A 17,579-nucleotide genomic window follows, 5' to 3' on the forward strand; every position below is an offset into this window, starting at 1 on the left:
TAATTATAGCTAGAACCAATCTCAAAATGCCCTTAAAACGGGATATACAAAGGAAGTTGTTTGATAGACGGCAGAGAACGCAAAAATATACGAAGCGGCATACGCGTGGCGATAGTGCTTAAACAGGATCAAAGCACGGGAAAATTGACCGAAGGCGTAGTGCGCGACATCCTGACAAATTCGGCTTTTCATCCTCACGGTATCAAAGTGCGTCTTATGAACAAAGAGGTCGGACGTGTGAAGGAGATATACGGCTAGATGACGATACTTTTTCCGGATGACGATCATATCGCCGCTTCTTATAACATTGAATACAGACAGGCAGAAATAAAACCCTCCGAAGCGATCTTAAAGCCCGAATTTCATTGGGAAGGCAATCGCACTCATATGTATGGCACGGTTATCAAAAAAGAATCGGGGTATGAGATGTATTACCAGTGCGGAAATGCCCTTCGCATAGGGTATGCCATAAGCAATGACGGCCTTGTATGGGAGAAACCTATGATAAACGCGGCCGATTTTAAGGCATCTGCTCATAAAGTGGTGCAGGCAAATGATACTCTTGAAGCCTCGGATGTGCCAAAGCTCGGCGAAGGACAGGAGATGACCAATCTTGCCGCGGGGTATCATATGCCAAGCGTCATTTACGAGCCTAAGTCCGAAAAGCCCTATAAGCTTTTTGCCTACGGCGAGGCAGGGTATAGAGCCCTTTACTCCAAAAACGGCAGACAGTTTTACGAATACGGGTACAATCCCGTCATCGAGCTTTTGGAGTTTCCTAACCGCTATACGAAAAAGATGTGGTACAGCGACGTAGCTCCCGCATACAAAGACGGCGATCTTTACAAAGCGATGATAAAGACCTATGAGATAGATGCCGATGGCAGAACCAGACGCTGTATAGGCTATAGTCAAAGCCGTGATTTTATCGGTTGGAGCAGTATCGAGACTGTATGGATTCCCGGTAAAGGCGAGGATGATATTGCAAAAAAACGCGGATTTTTTTGGAGTGATTTTTACGGTTTGTGTCCGTTTGCTTACGGCAGCGGATATTTGGGATTTTTATGGCTTTTTGAGATAGAAAAAGAGCTGCCCCGCGGTACGAATCAAGGAAAAATGGAGATATTTTTGGCTTACAGTCGTGACGGAAAATCATGGAGGCGCATAAGCGATGAAGCTTTTATCCCTTGGGATCTCAATTTTAGAGATGAGGGAGGAATGGTCACGACACCCTCAGCCCCGGTCTTTGAAGAAGATCATATCAAGCTCTATTATTCCGATTCCAACTTTGAACACGGATTGCATGAAAAAGATTTTACCAAAGTTATACAACAGCCCATATGGGTGACACGCTGCAGTATTGTGCAAAAAGAGCGGCTGGTGGGAGCTGCCTCGACGCAGGGGTGGCTGCAGACATGTTCTTTGAGTTTTTATGATCGCAGATTACGGCTCAACCTTGCATGTAAAAACGGCGAAGTGGTGCTGCGTTATCTAGTATCGGGTCATGAGGTGGCATCGCAGCGTGTAAAAGCCGTCGACGATACGGATCTGGTGATCAAGCCGGCTTATGAGGGGGATGCGGTTTTACATATAAGTCTTGAAAACGCCGCTGTTTATGCGATAGAGCTTATCTGAATTAGAAACTGCACCCGCGGTAGCCGTATTTTTCGACTATCTCCAAAAAAGTATCGGCTACAAATGCAGCATCTTCCATACTCATCTCTTGATGGCATGGAATAGATAGTTCGGAGCGGTAGAAGTCGTCGCTTACCTGCAAGTTGACTTCGCCGAACCTCTTCTTGTAAAAACTGTTTTGATATATAGGTTTGTAATGCACCTGTACACCTAAACCGCGCTCTTGAAGCTGAGTGAAGATATCTTCTTTGGGACATTGCAGCGCAAGAGAGAGTATGATGGGATAAAGATGCCTGGATGAACGAGTGTTCTTGTCCAGTTTTACGGTTGTAAAGAGTTTGTGTCCTTGAAATCTTTCATCGTAGTATTCTGCGATCTCATTGCGCCTGCCGATAAACTCGTCTATACGGCTTAATTGGCTTCTTCCAAGAGCTGCGGCAAACTCCGTCATGCGAAAATTGTGTCCGAGCATCACCATATCCGATGTCCACAGCTGCTTTTTTACGATGCCGTGCGAGCGGAAAAGACGAAGATGTGCGGCAAACTCTTCGTTATCGGTCACGACACATCCTCCCTCTCCGGTAGTAAGCGGTTTTATGGCGTGAAAACTAAAGATCGTCATGTCCGAAAAAGTACCGACCTTTTTTTCACCGATAGCGCTTCCAAAAGCGTGCGAAGAGTCCTGAATGACTAAGAGATCATGTTTTTTTGCTATCTCGTTTATTTTTTTTATCTCGACGGGCTTGCCCGCAAAATCCACAGGAACTATCGCTTTTGTTTTTGAAGTGACGAGACGTTCTATAAAGCGTTCGTCGATATTGCCGTCAAGCTTGATATCGCACCAGAGAGGTTTTGCTCCGAGATTTACAAACATATTTGAAGTTGCGACAAAACTCACGGGAGAGGTTATGACCTCGTCGCCCTCACCGATGCCAGCAGCGCTGTAAGAAGCTAATAATGCGGAGGTGGCAGAGTTGAAAGTGACCGCGTATCTGCATCCTATATATTCGCATATCGCATCTTCAAAAAGTTTCACCTCTTTGCCTTGAGTGAGATGAGAGCTTTGAAGGACTTTTACGACTTCGTCTATATCGTTTTGGTTGATACTTTGACGGGAGTAGGGGATCATTTCTCTTCTGTTTTCGTGAGTTCTATTTTTTCTAAAAGTTCGTCATGCGTCAGCCAGTGCGTATTTTTGTCCGAACTGTATTCAAAACCGCACTCTACGGATTTTCCTGTTTCGCCTATGGCATTTTTCTTAAAATCGACTTTTTGGGTGAACTGTATGGTCGGGCGTATGACATAATGATCGTCAAACTCAAGCGTCAAATGTGCGTCGTTTTGAGGGCACATCACCTCATGCAGTTTCTCTCCCGGACGTATTCCTATGATGTCTTGGCAAAGATTCGGTGCCAATGCTTCTGCCATCTCGGTCAGTTTCATAGAGGGGATTTTCGGCACAAAAGTTTCGCCGCCGTGCATTCTCTGAAAGTTTTTAAGGACAAAATCCACACCCTCTTGAAGCGTGATCCAAAACCGCGTCATGTTCTCGTCCGTAATAGGCAGAGAATCGGCTCCGTCGTCGATGAGTTTTTGAAAAAGAGGCAGAACCGAACCGCGGCTTCCCAAGACGTTTCCGTAACGTACGACGCTAAAACGGGTCAATGCCGTTCCCGTGATGTTGTTTGCGGCTACAAAAAGTTTGTCCGATGCAAGTTTTGAAGCGCCGTAAAGATTGACGGGGCTTGCAGCTTTGTCCGTCGATAACGCTATCACTTTTTTCACGCCGTTGTCTATGGCGGCATCTATGACGTTTTGTGCTCCTATGACATTGGTTTTGATACATTCCATAGGATTATATTCGGCTATAGGTACATGTTTTAATGCAGCCGCATGAACCACAAAATCGACATCTCTCATAGCACGCTGCAGGCGGGGCAGATCCCTTATGTCACCTATAAAATATCTCATACAGCTATCATTATATTTTTGAGACATTTCGTATTGCTTTAGCTCATCGCGGGAATATATGATGATCTTGTGCGGTTTGTAAAGTTTTAAAATAGTTTTCACAAACTGTTTTCCGAAACTTCCCGTTCCGCCTGTGATAAGGATGTTCTTTTGATTAAACATAAATTTACCTAAAATAATAATTATTGCATTATATCAAGTTTTGAAGTGTTTTTTGTGTATGTAGACTCTATGAAAGAGATATTGTCTCTTAGTTTTTTCATGGTCTTCGCCGTTTCGTCTTTGAGCTCGTTTAGGAGTTTATCTGCCTGCTGAAACAGATAAAAAGCCTCCTCCATTTCGGCGAGTTCTTCAAACTGCGGCATGCTTGCCATAAGAGAGTTTATTTTTTTCGTATCTTTGGTGACGATCGCGACTTTGAACTCATTCAGCCACATTAGTCTCTTCTCTCCAGGCCTCTAAAAGTCCGCGGACCACTTGGTTTACTTCATCAAGGGAGCTTTCTTTGTTCTCAAAGTTGGCTTTTGCCAAGAGAGTCAGCTGATAGGTATAGAGTCCGTGAAGATAAGCGGAGATATCGCCCTGACTTATATCCAAAGTGTTTATCAGTTCGGTGAAGATTGCATTTGAGCGGTTTATCCAATATGTGCGCTTTTCTATATCGTTATCTCTTATGGCTCGTTTTGCCTGGGTGTTAAAACGCAAAACACCTTCATACAGCATCTCTATAAGCTTTTGCGGAGATTCGACCCCCACGTTGTTTTGTGCATACGTATTGTAAGCATTTGTCTGATACATAATTATTATCCTTTATTTACCGCTGATCGCCATAGAAATTTGTTGCTGCAGTGCTGAAAACTGGTTGTTCATATTGCTGATGATCGAGTCATATTCAATAAATCTCGCCGTCATAGTATCATATTTGCTGTTTAACAAATCAAGGGCTTTTGTTCTGTCATCGGCAAGGGATTTGCCTTCGGTAGTGAGACCGTCTCCAAGAGCCGTGAGCGTTCCGTTCGTAGCGGTCAGGTTCTTCAAGTTGTCATAAAGTGTATTGAACACGCCGTCGGTGGTAGTCGTATTGCCGTTGGAATCGACCGTGGTACTGCCGCTGAAATAGGTGGCCATCGCATCGGGGTCCTCTGCCATTTTGGTGTCAAAGGTACTGCTGTCAAAACTTAACGTTCCGTCTCTATTAAGAGTCACGCCGTACTGCGCAAGCCCCAGCCCGGTATTGCTGTCTACCGAAGAGAGTATGCTTCTGATATCCCTGCCTATGCTGTTGATGGAGTTGTCGCCGTTAAATATACCCACTTTGCCCGCTTCGGTGTCCGTTAAGGTCATGGAATCGAGCTGTTTGCTCATAGTGTTATAGCTGTCAACCAAAGATTGCAGGGCATCTTTTATGGGCTGTGCGTCTTGCGTGATACTGATATTCGCACTGGAGTTGTCGCTTAAGAGGTTTATGGTAAGTCCTACGGTTATGTCCGTAATCGTGTTTGATGATCTTGTAAGCGTAATCCCGTTATATTTGAAAGAGGAATCCGAAGCCGTCTGGATATCCGACATGCCGCCGTCTACCCAGCTGTTGCTTGTCAGATTCGTATCCAATGTTCCTCCGCTGGCTTGATCTGTAATGGAGATTGATTGATTTTCGCCTCCGCTTTTTGCGCTCAAGGAAAGACGGTATTCCCCGTTAAGATCCTTAATGACGCTCGCATACACGCTTTGACTTGCTGTTGCATCACTGTTTATCATATCTGCCAGATCCGTAAGGGAAGTGGACGAACTATAGTTAAAGGTCGTATCCACTCCGGCTGCGTTAAGCGTCAGCGTTCCCGAACCGCTTGCGATAGCAGAGGTTTTGGAGGTAAATGCTCCGGATGTCAAGGAGTCATTGACCAAATTGGAGTTTAATGCGCTTGCTCCGCCGCTTGTTCCCAGATCGGTCAAAGTCATCTGCTGATCTTTTCCAGTGGTTTTCGAGTTTATGACAAGACTATAAGCGCCGTCTCCCGTCTGCAGGATACTTGCAGTCACGTCGCTGCCCGCTACATCGTTGATCTTGGTCTTTAGGTCGTCATAAGTCGTGCTCGAATCGTATGCTATTTGGTAATCGGTTCCGTTGATGTTCAGGTTCATGGTCCCCGAAGCACTTGCGACAGAAAGGGAAGATGAAGAGAACGTGCCGGATTGTATGACGTTTGTTGTAGCAAGCTTTGTATCGGATATAGAAAAATCCTGTATCGCCACACCGGTATCCGCGGTGACGCTTACACCGTCGTTGCTGCCAGAAACGGTCCTTTTTTGATATAAAGAGCTGTCTTGAAGAGAGGAAACGGACGAATTAAACGATGTCGTCAAACTCTGCAATAGACTTAAAGCTTGCTGTTTTTGCGTATTGAGCGTGATCTTGTTATCTATGGGCGTAACGGTCAGTGTTTGATCGTTGGCTTTTAGTTTATCGATGACATCAGATGTTAAAACACCGGAACCCAGACCTAATGAGCTAATAACTCCAGCCATAACAAATCCTTTTTTATAAAATTGTTAGATTTATTTATCATTGAATGTATAATCGACAGAGTCTAAAGAATCTTTAATTAAGTCATATGACAAGCAAAAATGATTCCAGTTAGCTTTTTTTGACTATTGCAAACTTTTGCGGGCGTATGGTTATATCTGTTATGCAGGCACCGTTTCTCATCTCCAGAATATTTTGGATCACGTCGGCTATATCTTCGGCCTCAAGCCTTTTGTCAAACTCGGCCGAAGGATTGAAACGAAGTTCGTCGAAAAACGAGGTGTCGGTCATATCGGGGTTTATGCTTACGACGTTTACTCCGCTTTTTCTTACCTCTTCAAAAAGAGACTGGCTGAATGCTCTAAGACCGGTTTTCGTGGCCGTGTAGATTGCGGAGAACTTGGATGAACGCAACGCTTCGATGGAGGTTATGTTAAATATGATCCCCTGATTGAATTTTAAGACTTTAAGCAAGACGTTGCTTAAGATCATGGGAGCGTTGAGATTGAGTGCGACCATCTTGGATATGGTGTTTGTATCTATCTCTTCATACGGTTTAAAGACTCCAAAACCGGCGATGTTACAGAGAATGGATATAGAAGGATCCGTCTGCAGCAGGGGAATTATGGCGTTTAGTTCTATCTCGTCACTAAGGTCACAGCAAAGCATGCTGAAGTTCGGATGGTCGATGGCGTTCTTGTCTATGTTTCTGCTGATACCGATGACGTCGTATCCAAATTCCAAAAGTCTCAATGAGACGGCTTTTCCTATTCCGCTGCTTGCTCCGGTGATCACTGCAGTAGCCATATATTCTTCCTCTTAACTTTTATCTCCGTATAGTACGGTACGCTTTGGCACGTAATGCCGCAACTGTATACGACATATCGGCATTTTATCGTATTCCTCTTTTAAAATAGTTTTTTTTTTGATATACTTGCACTCTCAAAAGCGCTCAGGGCATACTTTAGTCTATGTTTTGAACGCTCTCCTTTAGACCTGTGCAATGATATTTTGAAGTAATGTGTCAGGGTAGGAATACAGCAGCACGCTTTGATTTGTTATGTGCCGCAGGTATCTGGAGGGGAGTACCTCGTTTAAATAAAATCCGCAACTAAAATTACAGTAAGCTTTTTTTATAGTTTTTGGTGATATTATAATCTCAAGTTCTATGATCAAGGAGCTAAACTGAAACTCTTATTTATACTCTCTTTTCTTTTTATGACCCTTTTTAGTGCCGATCCCGTCAAGGTGACGCTGCAGTTGAAATGGAGAAATCAGTTTCAGTTTGCCGGTTATTACATGGCAAAGGAAAAAGGATTTTACAAAGAGCTCGGTCTTGATGTTGACATAAAAGAGCTTGAGTTCGGCGATGATGTCGTAAAAAAGGTCATGAGCAATGAAGCCGATTTCGGTGTAGGTGACTCATCCGTTTTCCTTTACAATGCCAATCGCGATTTGAACCTGCTGTTCTTATTGGCTGCATACCAGACCTCACCCTCTGTTCTTATCACGAAGGGCGATATTAAAGATATATCCTCTTTAAAAGACAAGCGCATCATCTTTAACGACGGTGAAATAGACAACGTATCGATCGATTCGATGTTGTATTCAAAAGGCTTAACGCAAAACAGTTACACGAAAGTGCCGAACCGTTTCAGTCTTGATGAGCTCACTGCGCATAAAGCGGACGCTATGATGGCTTATGTGTCAAACGAACCCTACGGATTAAAAAAAAGAGGGTATAAGTTTAATATTTTCGATCCGGCTGATTACGGATACAAGTTCTATGATGATATTCTTTTTACTTCAAACATCTATGCAAGAAAACATCCCAAGATCGTAAACAGATTTTATGCCGCGTCGATAAAAGGATGGAACTACGCTTTTAGTCATATCGACGAGACGGTAGATGTGATCTTAAAAAAATACAATACGCAGTTAAAGACAAAAGAAGCGTACCGCTACGAAGCCGGAGTACTTAAAAAACTGGCACTGAAACAGGGTGTGGCGTTTGGAGATATAGATCAAAAACGCATTATCGATATTTTAAAAGTATATGACAGTCTGGGATTTTTAGATAAAAGATCTATGTCGCTGCAATATGATATTTTTGTGCCTAAAAAGATAAGAAGCGACAGTTTCACAAAGCTGGAGGCGGATTATATAGGTAAAAAACGTGTCGTATCCATGTGTGTAAATTCGGATTTGATGCCTCTTGAGACGATAAAAAACGGTACTCTCATAGGAATTGAGCCGGAGGTCATGAACCTGCTCAAAATAAAAACGGGTCTGACTTTTAAGCAGATAAAAACGAAAAACTTCGAAGAATCTTTGAAATTCGTAAGAGATAAAAAATGCGACATCCTCCCTCTTGCCGTCAAAACAGATGAAAATAAAAAATATATGAACTTTACCGCACCCCTTATGGATGCACGGATATCTTTTGCCACGACTTCGGATAAACTTTTTATGAACGACATATCGGTATTAAACGGTAAAAAGGTCGGAGTGCTGAAGGGAAGCGGAATAAAATCGAAAATAATGTTTAAATATCCGAATATAGATATCGTGGAAGTCGAGAATCTGCAAGAAGGGTTTAAAAAACTATTGAAAAACGAACTCTACGCGATGGCAGAGTCCACAATGCGCCTTAACTATCTGATAGAGGACAAATATGTAGGAAAGATCAATATCTCAAGTCAGTTTTCCGATCTCTTGCATCTTGGTATAGGGGTCAGAAACGATGACTTTGTGCTTCTTTCTATCTTAAACAGAGCCGTTGCCTCGGTCAATGAGAAAGATATATCCGATATCTACAACAGATGGAACGGAGCAAACAGACAAAAAACTGCCGATAACGGTGCGCTTGTCTACAATATCATTGCCCTGTTTATTTTTATCATTTTAATACTTTTTTTTGTATCCGTCAGGCTTAACGTAAAGCTGAAGAAAAACCTGCGGGAATTTCACCGAATGCTTAACACTTTCGATAAAAACGTCGTAGCCGTCATTGTAAATCTGGACGGCGATATAGTGCATGCGAGTCATGCGTTTATTGCGATCAGCGGTTACACGGAGGACGAGCTGCTGCGTTCAAAATTTTTAAAACTTGTAAATAACAGAAATAAAACAGAGATCTTCGACAATATAATCGATGCGGTGATCGACGGTGATTCTTATAGGACAGAGCTTGAAAATATTAAAAAAAACGGTGACCTTTACTGGACGGAAGTGATCTTCAACCCTGAAGCGATAGGTAGAAATATTTTTGGATTTCATGCGATAATGCATGATATCACTTTAAAAAAAGAGATCGAGCATATAAGCGAGAATCTTGAGCATATGGTCGAAATAAGAACACAGGAACTTCTTGATAAAAACCGCGAGATCGAGCATATACTCGATACTACGATGGAGGGTATCTTGATCTTTCACAACTCTATATGCATCAATGCCAATAAGTCCGCCATCGAGATAGGCGGCTACGATTCAAAGATCGATCTTATAGGGCGTACGATCGAAGAGGTCGTAGCAGACGAATACAAAGAGCTCGTAAAAGAGAACATACAGCGCAACTATATGAAACCTTATGAAATTATGGGAGTGAAAAAAGACGGGTCTACGCTGCCATGTCTGGTCAAAGGGCATACTTTTGAGATAAACGGAAGGGTCTTGAGGATCACTACGTTTATAGATCTGACATATATAAAAGAGAAGGAAGCACAGCTTATAGAGGTTCAAAAAGAGCTTCAAGAACAGGCACACAAAGATTATCTGACGGGACTTTACAACAGAAGATATTTCGCAGAACTTGCTCAAAACTATATGGCGCTGTTTCATAGGGAGCGCAAAGAAGCCTGTATCATGATGATCGATATCGATCTCTTTAAGAACATAAACGATACGCACGGGCATGCAGAGGGAGACAAGGTCATAAAGACTCTGGTTGCGGCCCTAATCGAACATACGAGGCATAGTGATATCATTGCTCGTTTCGGCGGAGAGGAATTTGTGGTCTTACTGCCAAATATCGGGGTAAAAGGCGCTTTGCACCTGGCACAGAAGATAAGAAAAAACGTGGAAACCCTGGAAGTCGTCTCAGATAAGAACGAGATCATAAAATTTACGATCAGTATAGGGATATCGGAGATAAATTCTGACGATGACAGCATAGAGAGTTCTATCAAAAGAGCCGATAACGCTATGTATAAAGCAAAAGAAGGCGGAAGAAACAGAGTGGAATTGAGCGGTTAATCCGTTCTGTATTTCGATATTCCGCAAGGCAGGTTTGGAGCCGGAGGATGTTCTTTTAGATATGTCAGGTCTTCCAAAGTCTGCATAAGTACCTTTTTTTGCTGCAGTAGAGGAAGCATTATATTGTCTTTTTCTTTTAATGAGAGCTTCATGTTTAAAAGAGTCTCTTCGACCTCCATGTCAAGTTCTTTAAGTGCCGATTTTATATATTCTATTGATTTCATAGACGTGATTATAGCTTAGTATTTTAAAATAGTGAAGGCTGCAATGCTTTGATCTTGTAGCTGCGTCTGTGAGCGTCGCAGTAGCCATGTTTTTTTATCATCTGTACATGCAGGGCGGTTCCGTACCCTTTATGAGAGGCAAAGTTGTACTGAGGGTAGAGCTCGTCAAGTTTGAGCATATCTTTGTCATGTACCACTTTTGCGAGGATGGAAGCAGCGCTTACTTCGGGCACTTTGCCATCAGCTTTTACCATCGTCTGCAACCCTTTAACACCGAAGGTGCTGTTGCCGTCAAAAAGGTATTCATCGGCAGGCAGGTTCTCTAAAATCTCCTTAAGCCCGCTTGTAATGCATTGGGAGATGCCTAGAGTGTCAATCTTTTGCGCACTGAACTTTACGATATGGTATCGGGAATTTCGGACAATCTCTTCATACAGCTTCTCGCGTTTTTTTGCCGTGAGCTTTTTTGAATCGTTCAAGCCCTGTATCTCTGTATGCAAGACACAGCCGGCCATCACCAAATCTCCGGCAATGGGACCCCGTCCCGCTTCGTCTATCCCGCATAACATCAATACTCCTCTATCTCTTTTCGTATTTTTGGAAGATATACCTCAAAGATAGCACCGTTTTCCCAGTTTGAGGGGATTATTTTTCCTCCATGATCGTCTATGATCCGTTTTGCGACATTGAGACCTATTCCTATGCCTCCCTCCTCTTTATTGCTTTGAAACGGGTCGAATATTTTCGGCAGTATCTCTTCACTGATTCCGCCGCCCGTATCTTTGAATTTTACGACGATATATTCATCCTGCTCATACAAAGTGATCATAAGAGCACGTGAATCGAAATCTTCGATGACATTGAGTGCGTCAAGGGCATTGTTTATGATGATGATAAAAAGCTGTTCTATTCTCTGTTTTTGCAAGACGGCATTGAACGTGTATCTGTTTTTATTCAAATCAAGTGTAAAAAGTTCGTCTTGGACATAGATCTTTGAGATCTGTTTTGCTTTGTTACTAGAGAGGGTCAAAGCGGTCATCAGGCAGGAATAAACATTGGTCGGTTTGGGCAGTTCTGTAGATTTTGAAGCCATCTCCCGCATCGATTCGACGATGCTTGCTATTCTGTTGACTCCGTTTAGTATGGTCTTAATATCGTCTTGGAGATAAGCTTTTTGTTTGATATCGTCACTCAGGCTGGCAATGTCTTGAAACATAATTTCGAGATTTCCTTTGATATATGTCAGCGGAGTGTTTATTTCATGGGTGATCCCCGCCGCCATCTTTCCGATGGTCGAGAATTTTTCTTCACGGATATGCTCCTCTTCGCGCTCTTTTAAAAGTTTTGTGTTTTTATTGATCTCTTCGTTTATCCGTTCTTTTAGGTACTGTTCATGCAGATACAGATCCGTAATGTCCTGAGTCAGCGCTATATATTCTACGATCTCGTCATCTTCGTCGAGGATAGGTACGATCACGGCGTATTCGTAGTAGACCTCATGATTTTTTTTGAGGTTTTTTATGCGTCCTTTCCATACCTGTTTGTTCGTTATGGTCCCCCACATATTCTTATATATTTCGACGCTGGTGTCTGGATGTTTGACGATATTATGTCTTTTTCCGATCAGCTCCTCTTTCTCATATCCAGACATATAGCAAAAAGAATCGTTTACGTAAGTTATCACGCCGGTAGGGTCTGTTTTGGTTACGGAGGCACTGGCATCTATGGCGCCTTTATACTCCTCTAAGAGCTTATGCTGGTTTTTGAGATGCTTATGAAGCAGCGCGCGTTTGGAAAGCTTGTCTATGAGATGCAACAGTTTTTTTACTCTTACGGGCTTGAATATGTATCCGTCTATTCCGATATTGATGGCTCTTTCAAGTATATTTACCTGTTCTGCGGCAGTTATGAGGATGATCGGGATATCCTGATTGTCCTCTTTGATCTTTTCAGACATATCCAGACCGTTCATTTTCGGTATGTAGTGATCCGAAAGAACGATATCGGGCTGATATTTATAGTACAGGTTTAAACCCTCTTCACCGTCTTTGGCGGTATATATCTCTTTAAAGGGTGTTCTTTTTAAGATCTTTAGCGTCTGTTCTCTTATCGAATCGTTGTCTTCTACGAGTAACGCCGTCAGAGTATTGATGCCCATCTGCTAATCTTTTAACATATCTTCTATTTTATTACCGAGTTCGTTGAGTGAAGAGAAAGGCTTCATCACGTAGTTGGTCGCGCCTTTTCTGTGGGCGTTTAGGACTTTGTCGAGTGTCGAATACGCAGTCATCATCAACACTTTTACGTCAGGGTTCTTTTCCAGAAGTTTTGGAAGTACGTCCAGGCCGTTCATCTGCGGCATCATAATGTCTAGAAGTACCAGATCCGTGTCCTTGGAAATGGACGAAATCGCAGTTACCGGATTGTTAAATGTTCTGACCTTGTATCCGCCTTCACGGGTAAGGTATTTTTCCAGCATCGATAAAATGTCGTTTTCATCATCTATGATTACAATAGAGCTCTCTTTTTTACTCATTTTTTCTCCCTTAGCTAAATAGTTTTTTTGCGGCTTGATGCATTACGACGTCCGCTCTTTGTTCAACGAGCTCGTCAAGGTATTTAAAGACGTCGTGACTTGCATTTTCTATGGCCGTTATGCGCTCTTCGATGATCTCTTTAGAGCAGAGAACTTTGTCGCCGCCGCATTCGTTTGCGAGTAGATTTGCCTGTTCGTGTACGAGGGCATGCGGTTTCTCCAGTTTCGGATATGAAGGCATTTGCGAAAAGTTTTCTTTTCCTATCCCTTCTGAATACCATTTTCCTAAACGGCACTCTTTATGTGACGATGCTTTGAAGTTATGCTCTTCGCCGAATATCAAGGCATAGACGTTGTGTTTATAGATGACATGATCGATCTTTGCAAGAGACGTAAAGATCTTGTCGCTTATATGTTCCACTTCATACTGGTTGCGGGAGGCATTCTTTTCAAACGATTTGATCTTTACGTTGAGGTCTTCTATCTTATCTTTGGTATCTACCACTATCTCGTTGACCTCGTTCGTATTTGTTTCTGCCTGTACGGTTTCTTGCTGCATCGCTTTTACTACGAGGGAGATCTCTTTTGTGGCCGTTTGGGTTTTTTCGGCAAGTTTTCTAACCTCATCGGCGACAACGGCGAAGCCGCGTCCATGTTCCCCGGCACGAGCCGCTTCGATGGCGGCATTTAGGGCAAGCAGATTCGTCTGGTCGGCAATATCTTGGATAAGAGTCACAACGGTAGATATCTCGCCGCTTCTTTCATTTAAGGAACGCATTCCGTGCATGGTTTCTTGCATGTTTTGGTTCAATATGTCCATAGCACCCGATGATTGCTCTATAAGGACAAGACCCTCTTTGGATTCTTCGGCGATCTGCGTAGATTCGCTTTTCATGACTTTCAGCTCTTCGAGCATCTGTGAAAATGTTTTCTGGGTATCGGTCAGGGCAATAGTGATGGCCTTTTGATGCATACTTAGGATATTGCTGTCACGAGTATCTCTCATGTCTGTTTTTTTGATGATGTAGAGTGTCGCGCTGCCGTTTTTGACCTTGCGGGATTCGACCTTTCCGGTGCAATCGTTAAGTTCGATGATATTTCCGCCTTGTAAAAGTTCGCGTGCGAGCATCTGCGGTTCTTTTACACTTTGGGACGCTTTTTCATTTTGAAAGACAGGATTTCCACTTTCGTCCAGGGCGATCAGCATCTCTTCTTGAGAGAAATTCGCAGCCTCTTTGTAAAATTCCAGCTCTTTCTCAAGAGATGAGATTTTATTTTCCAATACCTCGATTCTGTCATTATCATCTTTTTTTGAAAAAAACATAAAGCCAAGTCCTAATGTGAAAGTTTTAAGTATTGTAGCCTATTTATATAGTAATTTGGTAACATGTACAGTTATTTTTTAATCACTCAGTGCCCACTCGGCAAAGGGAATAATCTCTACTTGGCTCATAGGGTGGCTTATAGTCCCCTCTTTACTCATAGTAACACATGTGATTTTTTGAACCTGATTGGAGAAGATAAAAGCCTCTATGGATTCCAGTTTTTTAAAGAGCGTTCTTTCATCCGCAAAGGGCATACAGAGTATGATCTCGCTTCTTTTGGGAATATAAAAATCCACCCCTTCGTCGTAAAAACATTCGGTTTCGTTTTTAAACATCTCTAAAAAGACCATGTTCTCAAAAATCCTTGCAAAGTTTTTTTGTATAGTGATGGTATGTTTGAACACGATATCGCACAGATATATTTTTTTGGTGGCTTTTGGATGGGCCAGTTTTGAGAGCTGATGGATATATCCGTCCGTCGTCATCGTCTCAAAAGATCTGTAAAGCATATCTTTTGATATCTTTCTTTTTAGTTTCAATTTTTCATATACGTTAAAAGCAGAAAGTTTCTGCCCCGCAAATCTTGCTGCCGTTAGCAAAATATCGAATTCAAGCGCTGAGAGGGCATATCTGAATTTTTCTTGTATGTATTTGGCACGGTTGTCTGTCGAGATCCTGTGCATCGCCGCAAATCCGCCTATCTGCAGATAGTGCGATACCGCAGTCGAATCATATCGGCTTTCAAATGCCAAAAACTCTTCATAATCAAGCGGATAAAGCGTTTTCGAGATCAAAAAATCGAGTTCATAGTGTCTGCGCGAACAGACGATAAGCTGTGATACGTTTATGATCTTTATTTCGGGGTGGTAATTGTCAAGGACAAGGATATCTATCTTGTTGGACGTACAGAAGTTTTGCAGTTTTTCATTAAGTTCGTCGACCTCTATTCTGACGTCATCTGCGTCTATATAGAGATAGCTGCTTTTTTTGCGGGTGAGCAGGTATGCCTTGACTAGCTCCGTTTTTCCGCTTTGCGCGATACCGTTGATCTGATAGCTTTGAGAATCAAGCTGCAGCTTTCTTTGGACATAGTGGCTGGCAGTCAAGTCTATTTTATACAGCTCTTCTAGTAATATTTCCATAATTATCCGATTTTTTTGTTATCGCAATTTTATCATTTCCTTATTAAAAGGAAATAAATTTTATAAAAAAATGAAATTTACCCCCTAAATCCTTGAATATCGAAGAGTAGTTGGGTATAATTCCGCTCCCTTAATATAGTTAGGCTTGACCTGACGAGTTCTTTAGAAGGAAAAACATGGAAAAAATTCGTTTGAAATTGAAAGCTTATGATCATCGTGTTCTCGATCGTTCGGTAGCATCAATCGTTGAGGCTGTAAAGCGTACTGGTGCCGCAATCCGCGGTCCGATCCCTTTGCCAACAAAGATTCGTAAATATACGGTATTAAAATCTGTTCACGTTAACAAAGATTCTCGTGAGCAATTCGAGATCCGTATGCACGCTCGTTTAATAGATATCGTATCCGCTACGCCGGAAACCGTTGATTCTTTAATGAAGCTTGATCTTGCACCGGAAGTGGACGTAGAAGTTCGCTCTATGGATAAGTAAGGAGAGGTCATGGAATTTATTGTTGAAAAAATCGGTATGAGCCGTACTATCACTGTACCTAGTAAACCTGTTACTTTATTAAAAGTAAAAGAAGCTAAAGTATGTGAAGTTAATGATGGGATCGCTATTGTTGCGTACAACGATGGTAAAAAAATGAATAAATCTATAGAAGGTCAACAAAAGAAATACTCTTTATCTTCTGAGTTTAATCGTTTTGTCACAATGAGTGTTTCAAACACAGAAGCCGGTGATTTAGACTTAAGTCCGTTAGCGGAAGCAAAAGTTCTTAAATCTTCTTTTACGACGAAAGGTCGCGGATTCAGCGGTGCTATGAAACGTTGGAACTTTGCAGGTGGTCCTGGCGGTCACGGTTCACGTTTCCACAGACTAGTCGGTTCGATCGGTAATGCTGAATGGCCGGGTCGTGTACAACCGGGAAGAAAAATGCCGGGTCAATACGGTAATGTCAAAGTTACTGTTAAAAATGAAATTATCTCTTACGACGCTGAAAATGGTGTACTTGTAGTAACTGGATCCGTTCCGGGCGCTAACGGTGCATTAGGTCGTGTAAAGGTTGCTAAATAATGAGCGCTATAGTACTTAATGAAAAATTTGAAAAAGCATCTGAGTTAGCATTACCGGAGAGTTTTAGTGGGATCAATTCACACAACTTATATCTTTACGTAAAGTCTTACCAAGCAGCATTACGCGCTAATACTGCTTCTACTAAGACACGTTCGGAAGTAAGCGGCGGTGGTAAAAAACCATGGGCTCAAAAAGGTAAAGGCGGCGCACGTGCCGGTTCACGTCGTTCACCTCTATTTGTTGGCGGGGGTCAAGCGTTCGGTTCGAAAAACAACCGTAACTACGATCTTAAAGTTAACAAAAAACAGAAAAAACTTGCTCTAAAGTTTGCTTTAGATGCGCTTGCTAATCAAGGTAAACTGTTTATCGTTGACAGCATAGAAGTTGCTTCTGGGAAGACAAAAGACGCACAAGCGATATTTAACGCTCTTGGTCAACGTGATGCATTGTTTGTAAAATCTATCTTAGATGAACAAACATTCTTAGCATTCCGTAATATTCAATCTGCTTATCTGATTGAAGAAAACGAATTGAATGCATTCTTAGCTGCAACTTATCGCTCGGTAGTGATAGAAAAAGCGGTTTGGGAAAATCTTGTAAGAGAGGCTGAATAATGGCAGATATTACAGATATCAAATCAATTTTATATACAGAAAAGACTCTTGGTCTTCAAGAAGATGGTGTCATCGTGGTACAAACATCTCCTCGTATGACCAAAACAGGTCTTAAAGAGGTGTTTAGAGAGTATTTTGGGATCGTTCCGACCCGCATCAACTCTCTTAACCAAACGGGAAAAGTAAAACGTTTCCGTGGTATCGCTGGTAAACAAAACAACTTCAAGAAGTTTTATGTAACGTTGCCAGAGGGTGCACAAATAGAAAGTTTGGCGGTATAA

At 42.2% G+C, this 17,579-nt stretch carries 19 protein-coding genes and 1 other RNA gene; 8 read left to right on the forward strand and 12 right to left on the reverse strand.

All coding sequences use genetic code 11. The features are described from left to right. Window positions 1–60: 60 nt before the first annotated feature. Window positions 61–258, forward strand: coding sequence for a YwbE family protein (locus WCY03_RS01080; protein ID WP_345993160.1), 198 nt, complete (start codon window positions 61–63; stop codon window positions 256–258). Next, complete coding sequence (locus WCY03_RS01085; RefSeq protein WP_345993161.1) at window positions 259–1,635, forward strand: hypothetical protein; 1,377 nt, start codon at window positions 259–261, stop codon at window positions 1,633–1,635. It begins immediately after the preceding gene. 1 nt (window position 1,636) lies between these two features. On the opposite strand, the gene pseC is transcribed toward WCY03_RS01085, so the two are convergent. From pseC to WCY03_RS01115, 6 genes are all read right to left on the reverse strand, one after another. Beyond that, window positions 1,637–2,764 (reverse strand): UDP-4-amino-4,6-dideoxy-N-acetyl-beta-L-altrosamine transaminase, encoded by a 1,128-nt coding sequence (gene pseC, locus WCY03_RS01090; protein ID WP_345993162.1) that lies wholly within the window; start codon window positions 2,762–2,764, stop codon window positions 1,637–1,639. Then, window positions 2,761–3,768: a UDP-N-acetylglucosamine 4,6-dehydratase (inverting) gene (gene pseB / locus WCY03_RS01095; protein WP_345993163.1), complete on the reverse strand. Its 1,008-nt coding sequence runs from the start codon at window positions 3,766–3,768 to the stop codon at window positions 2,761–2,763. The genes pseC and pseB overlap by 4 nt, the downstream gene beginning before the upstream one ends. A gap of 20 nt (window positions 3,769–3,788) precedes the next feature. Next, complete coding sequence (locus WCY03_RS01100) at window positions 3,789–4,043, reverse strand: hypothetical protein (RefSeq protein WP_345993164.1); 255 nt, start codon at window positions 4,041–4,043, stop codon at window positions 3,789–3,791. After that, window positions 4,030–4,404, reverse strand: a complete 375-nt coding sequence (gene fliS / locus WCY03_RS01105; protein WP_345993165.1) for a flagellar export chaperone FliS — start codon at window positions 4,402–4,404, stop codon at window positions 4,030–4,032. Before fliS ends, WCY03_RS01100 begins: the two co-directional genes overlap by 14 nt. A gap of 12 nt (window positions 4,405–4,416) precedes the next feature. Further along, window positions 4,417–6,132: a flagellar filament capping protein FliD gene (gene fliD, locus WCY03_RS01110; RefSeq protein WP_345993166.1), complete on the reverse strand. Its 1,716-nt coding sequence runs from the start codon at window positions 6,130–6,132 to the stop codon at window positions 4,417–4,419. A 109-nt stretch (window positions 6,133–6,241) separates the two neighbouring features. Continuing rightward, window positions 6,242–6,937, reverse strand: coding sequence for an SDR family NAD(P)-dependent oxidoreductase (locus WCY03_RS01115; RefSeq protein ID WP_345993167.1), 696 nt, complete (start codon window positions 6,935–6,937; stop codon window positions 6,242–6,244). Window positions 6,938–7,117: 180 nt separating this feature from the next. On the opposite strand from WCY03_RS01115, the gene ffs reads away from it, so the two are divergent. Both ffs and WCY03_RS01125 read left to right on the forward strand, forming a co-directional pair. Then, window positions 7,118–7,215: signal recognition particle sRNA small type (gene ffs, locus WCY03_RS01120), an RNA gene on the forward strand. 175 nt (window positions 7,216–7,390) lie between these two features. Beyond that, on the forward strand, window positions 7,391–10,384 hold the full coding sequence (locus tag WCY03_RS01125) for a diguanylate cyclase (protein ID WP_345993168.1): 2,994 nt from the start codon (window positions 7,391–7,393) through the stop codon (window positions 10,382–10,384). Here the strand turns inward: WCY03_RS01125 and WCY03_RS01130 are convergent. From WCY03_RS01130 to WCY03_RS01155, 6 genes are all read right to left on the reverse strand, one after another. Next, window positions 10,381–10,608 (reverse strand): hypothetical protein, encoded by a 228-nt coding sequence (locus tag WCY03_RS01130; RefSeq protein WP_345993169.1) that lies wholly within the window; start codon window positions 10,606–10,608, stop codon window positions 10,381–10,383. The genes WCY03_RS01125 and WCY03_RS01130 overlap by 4 nt on opposite strands. 23 nt (window positions 10,609–10,631) lie before the next feature. Then, window positions 10,632–11,177 (reverse strand): ribonuclease HII, encoded by a 546-nt coding sequence (locus WCY03_RS01135; protein WP_345993170.1) that lies wholly within the window; start codon window positions 11,175–11,177, stop codon window positions 10,632–10,634. Continuing rightward, window positions 11,177–12,766 (reverse strand): response regulator, encoded by a 1,590-nt coding sequence (locus tag WCY03_RS01140; RefSeq protein ID WP_345993171.1) that lies wholly within the window; start codon window positions 12,764–12,766, stop codon window positions 11,177–11,179. Before WCY03_RS01140 ends, WCY03_RS01135 begins: the two co-directional genes overlap by 1 nt. 3 nt (window positions 12,767–12,769) lie before the next feature. After that, window positions 12,770–13,144: a response regulator gene (locus tag WCY03_RS01145; protein ID WP_345993172.1), complete on the reverse strand. Its 375-nt coding sequence runs from the start codon at window positions 13,142–13,144 to the stop codon at window positions 12,770–12,772. A gap of 10 nt (window positions 13,145–13,154) precedes the next feature. Beyond that, window positions 13,155–14,468 carry a methyl-accepting chemotaxis protein gene (locus WCY03_RS01150; RefSeq protein WP_345993173.1) on the reverse strand — a complete coding sequence of 438 codons (1,314 nt, stop codon included), beginning with the start codon at window positions 14,466–14,468 and terminating at the stop codon, window positions 13,155–13,157. A 78-nt stretch (window positions 14,469–14,546) separates the two neighbouring features. Then, window positions 14,547–15,611, reverse strand: coding sequence for an ATP-binding protein (locus WCY03_RS01155; RefSeq protein WP_345993174.1), 1,065 nt, complete (start codon window positions 15,609–15,611; stop codon window positions 14,547–14,549). Between the two features lie 176 nt (window positions 15,612–15,787). Here WCY03_RS01155 and rpsJ point away from each other — a divergent pair, with 176 nt between their 5' ends. The 4 genes from rpsJ to WCY03_RS01175 are packed head-to-tail and all read left to right on the forward strand — an operon-like array spanning window position 15,788 to window position 17,579. Next, window positions 15,788–16,099, forward strand: a complete 312-nt coding sequence (rpsJ, locus tag WCY03_RS01160) for a 30S ribosomal protein S10 (RefSeq protein ID WP_345993175.1) — start codon at window positions 15,788–15,790, stop codon at window positions 16,097–16,099. Between the two features lie 9 nt (window positions 16,100–16,108). Continuing rightward, window positions 16,109–16,684 carry a 50S ribosomal protein L3 gene (gene rplC / locus WCY03_RS01165; protein WP_345993176.1) on the forward strand — a complete coding sequence of 192 codons (576 nt, stop codon included), beginning with the start codon at window positions 16,109–16,111 and terminating at the stop codon, window positions 16,682–16,684. Then, window positions 16,681–17,298: a 50S ribosomal protein L4 gene (rplD, locus tag WCY03_RS01170; RefSeq protein WP_345994051.1), complete on the forward strand. Its 618-nt coding sequence runs from the start codon at window positions 16,681–16,683 to the stop codon at window positions 17,296–17,298. Before rplC ends, rplD begins: the two co-directional genes overlap by 4 nt. Then, complete coding sequence (locus tag WCY03_RS01175; protein WP_345993177.1) at window positions 17,298–17,579, forward strand: 50S ribosomal protein L23; 282 nt, start codon at window positions 17,298–17,300, stop codon at window positions 17,577–17,579. Before rplD ends, WCY03_RS01175 begins: the two co-directional genes overlap by 1 nt.

The organism is Sulfurimonas sp. HSL-1716 (assembly GCF_039645975.1).
Taxonomy (GTDB): Bacteria; Campylobacterota; Campylobacteria; order Campylobacterales; family Sulfurimonadaceae; genus Hydrocurvibacter; species Hydrocurvibacter sulfurireducens.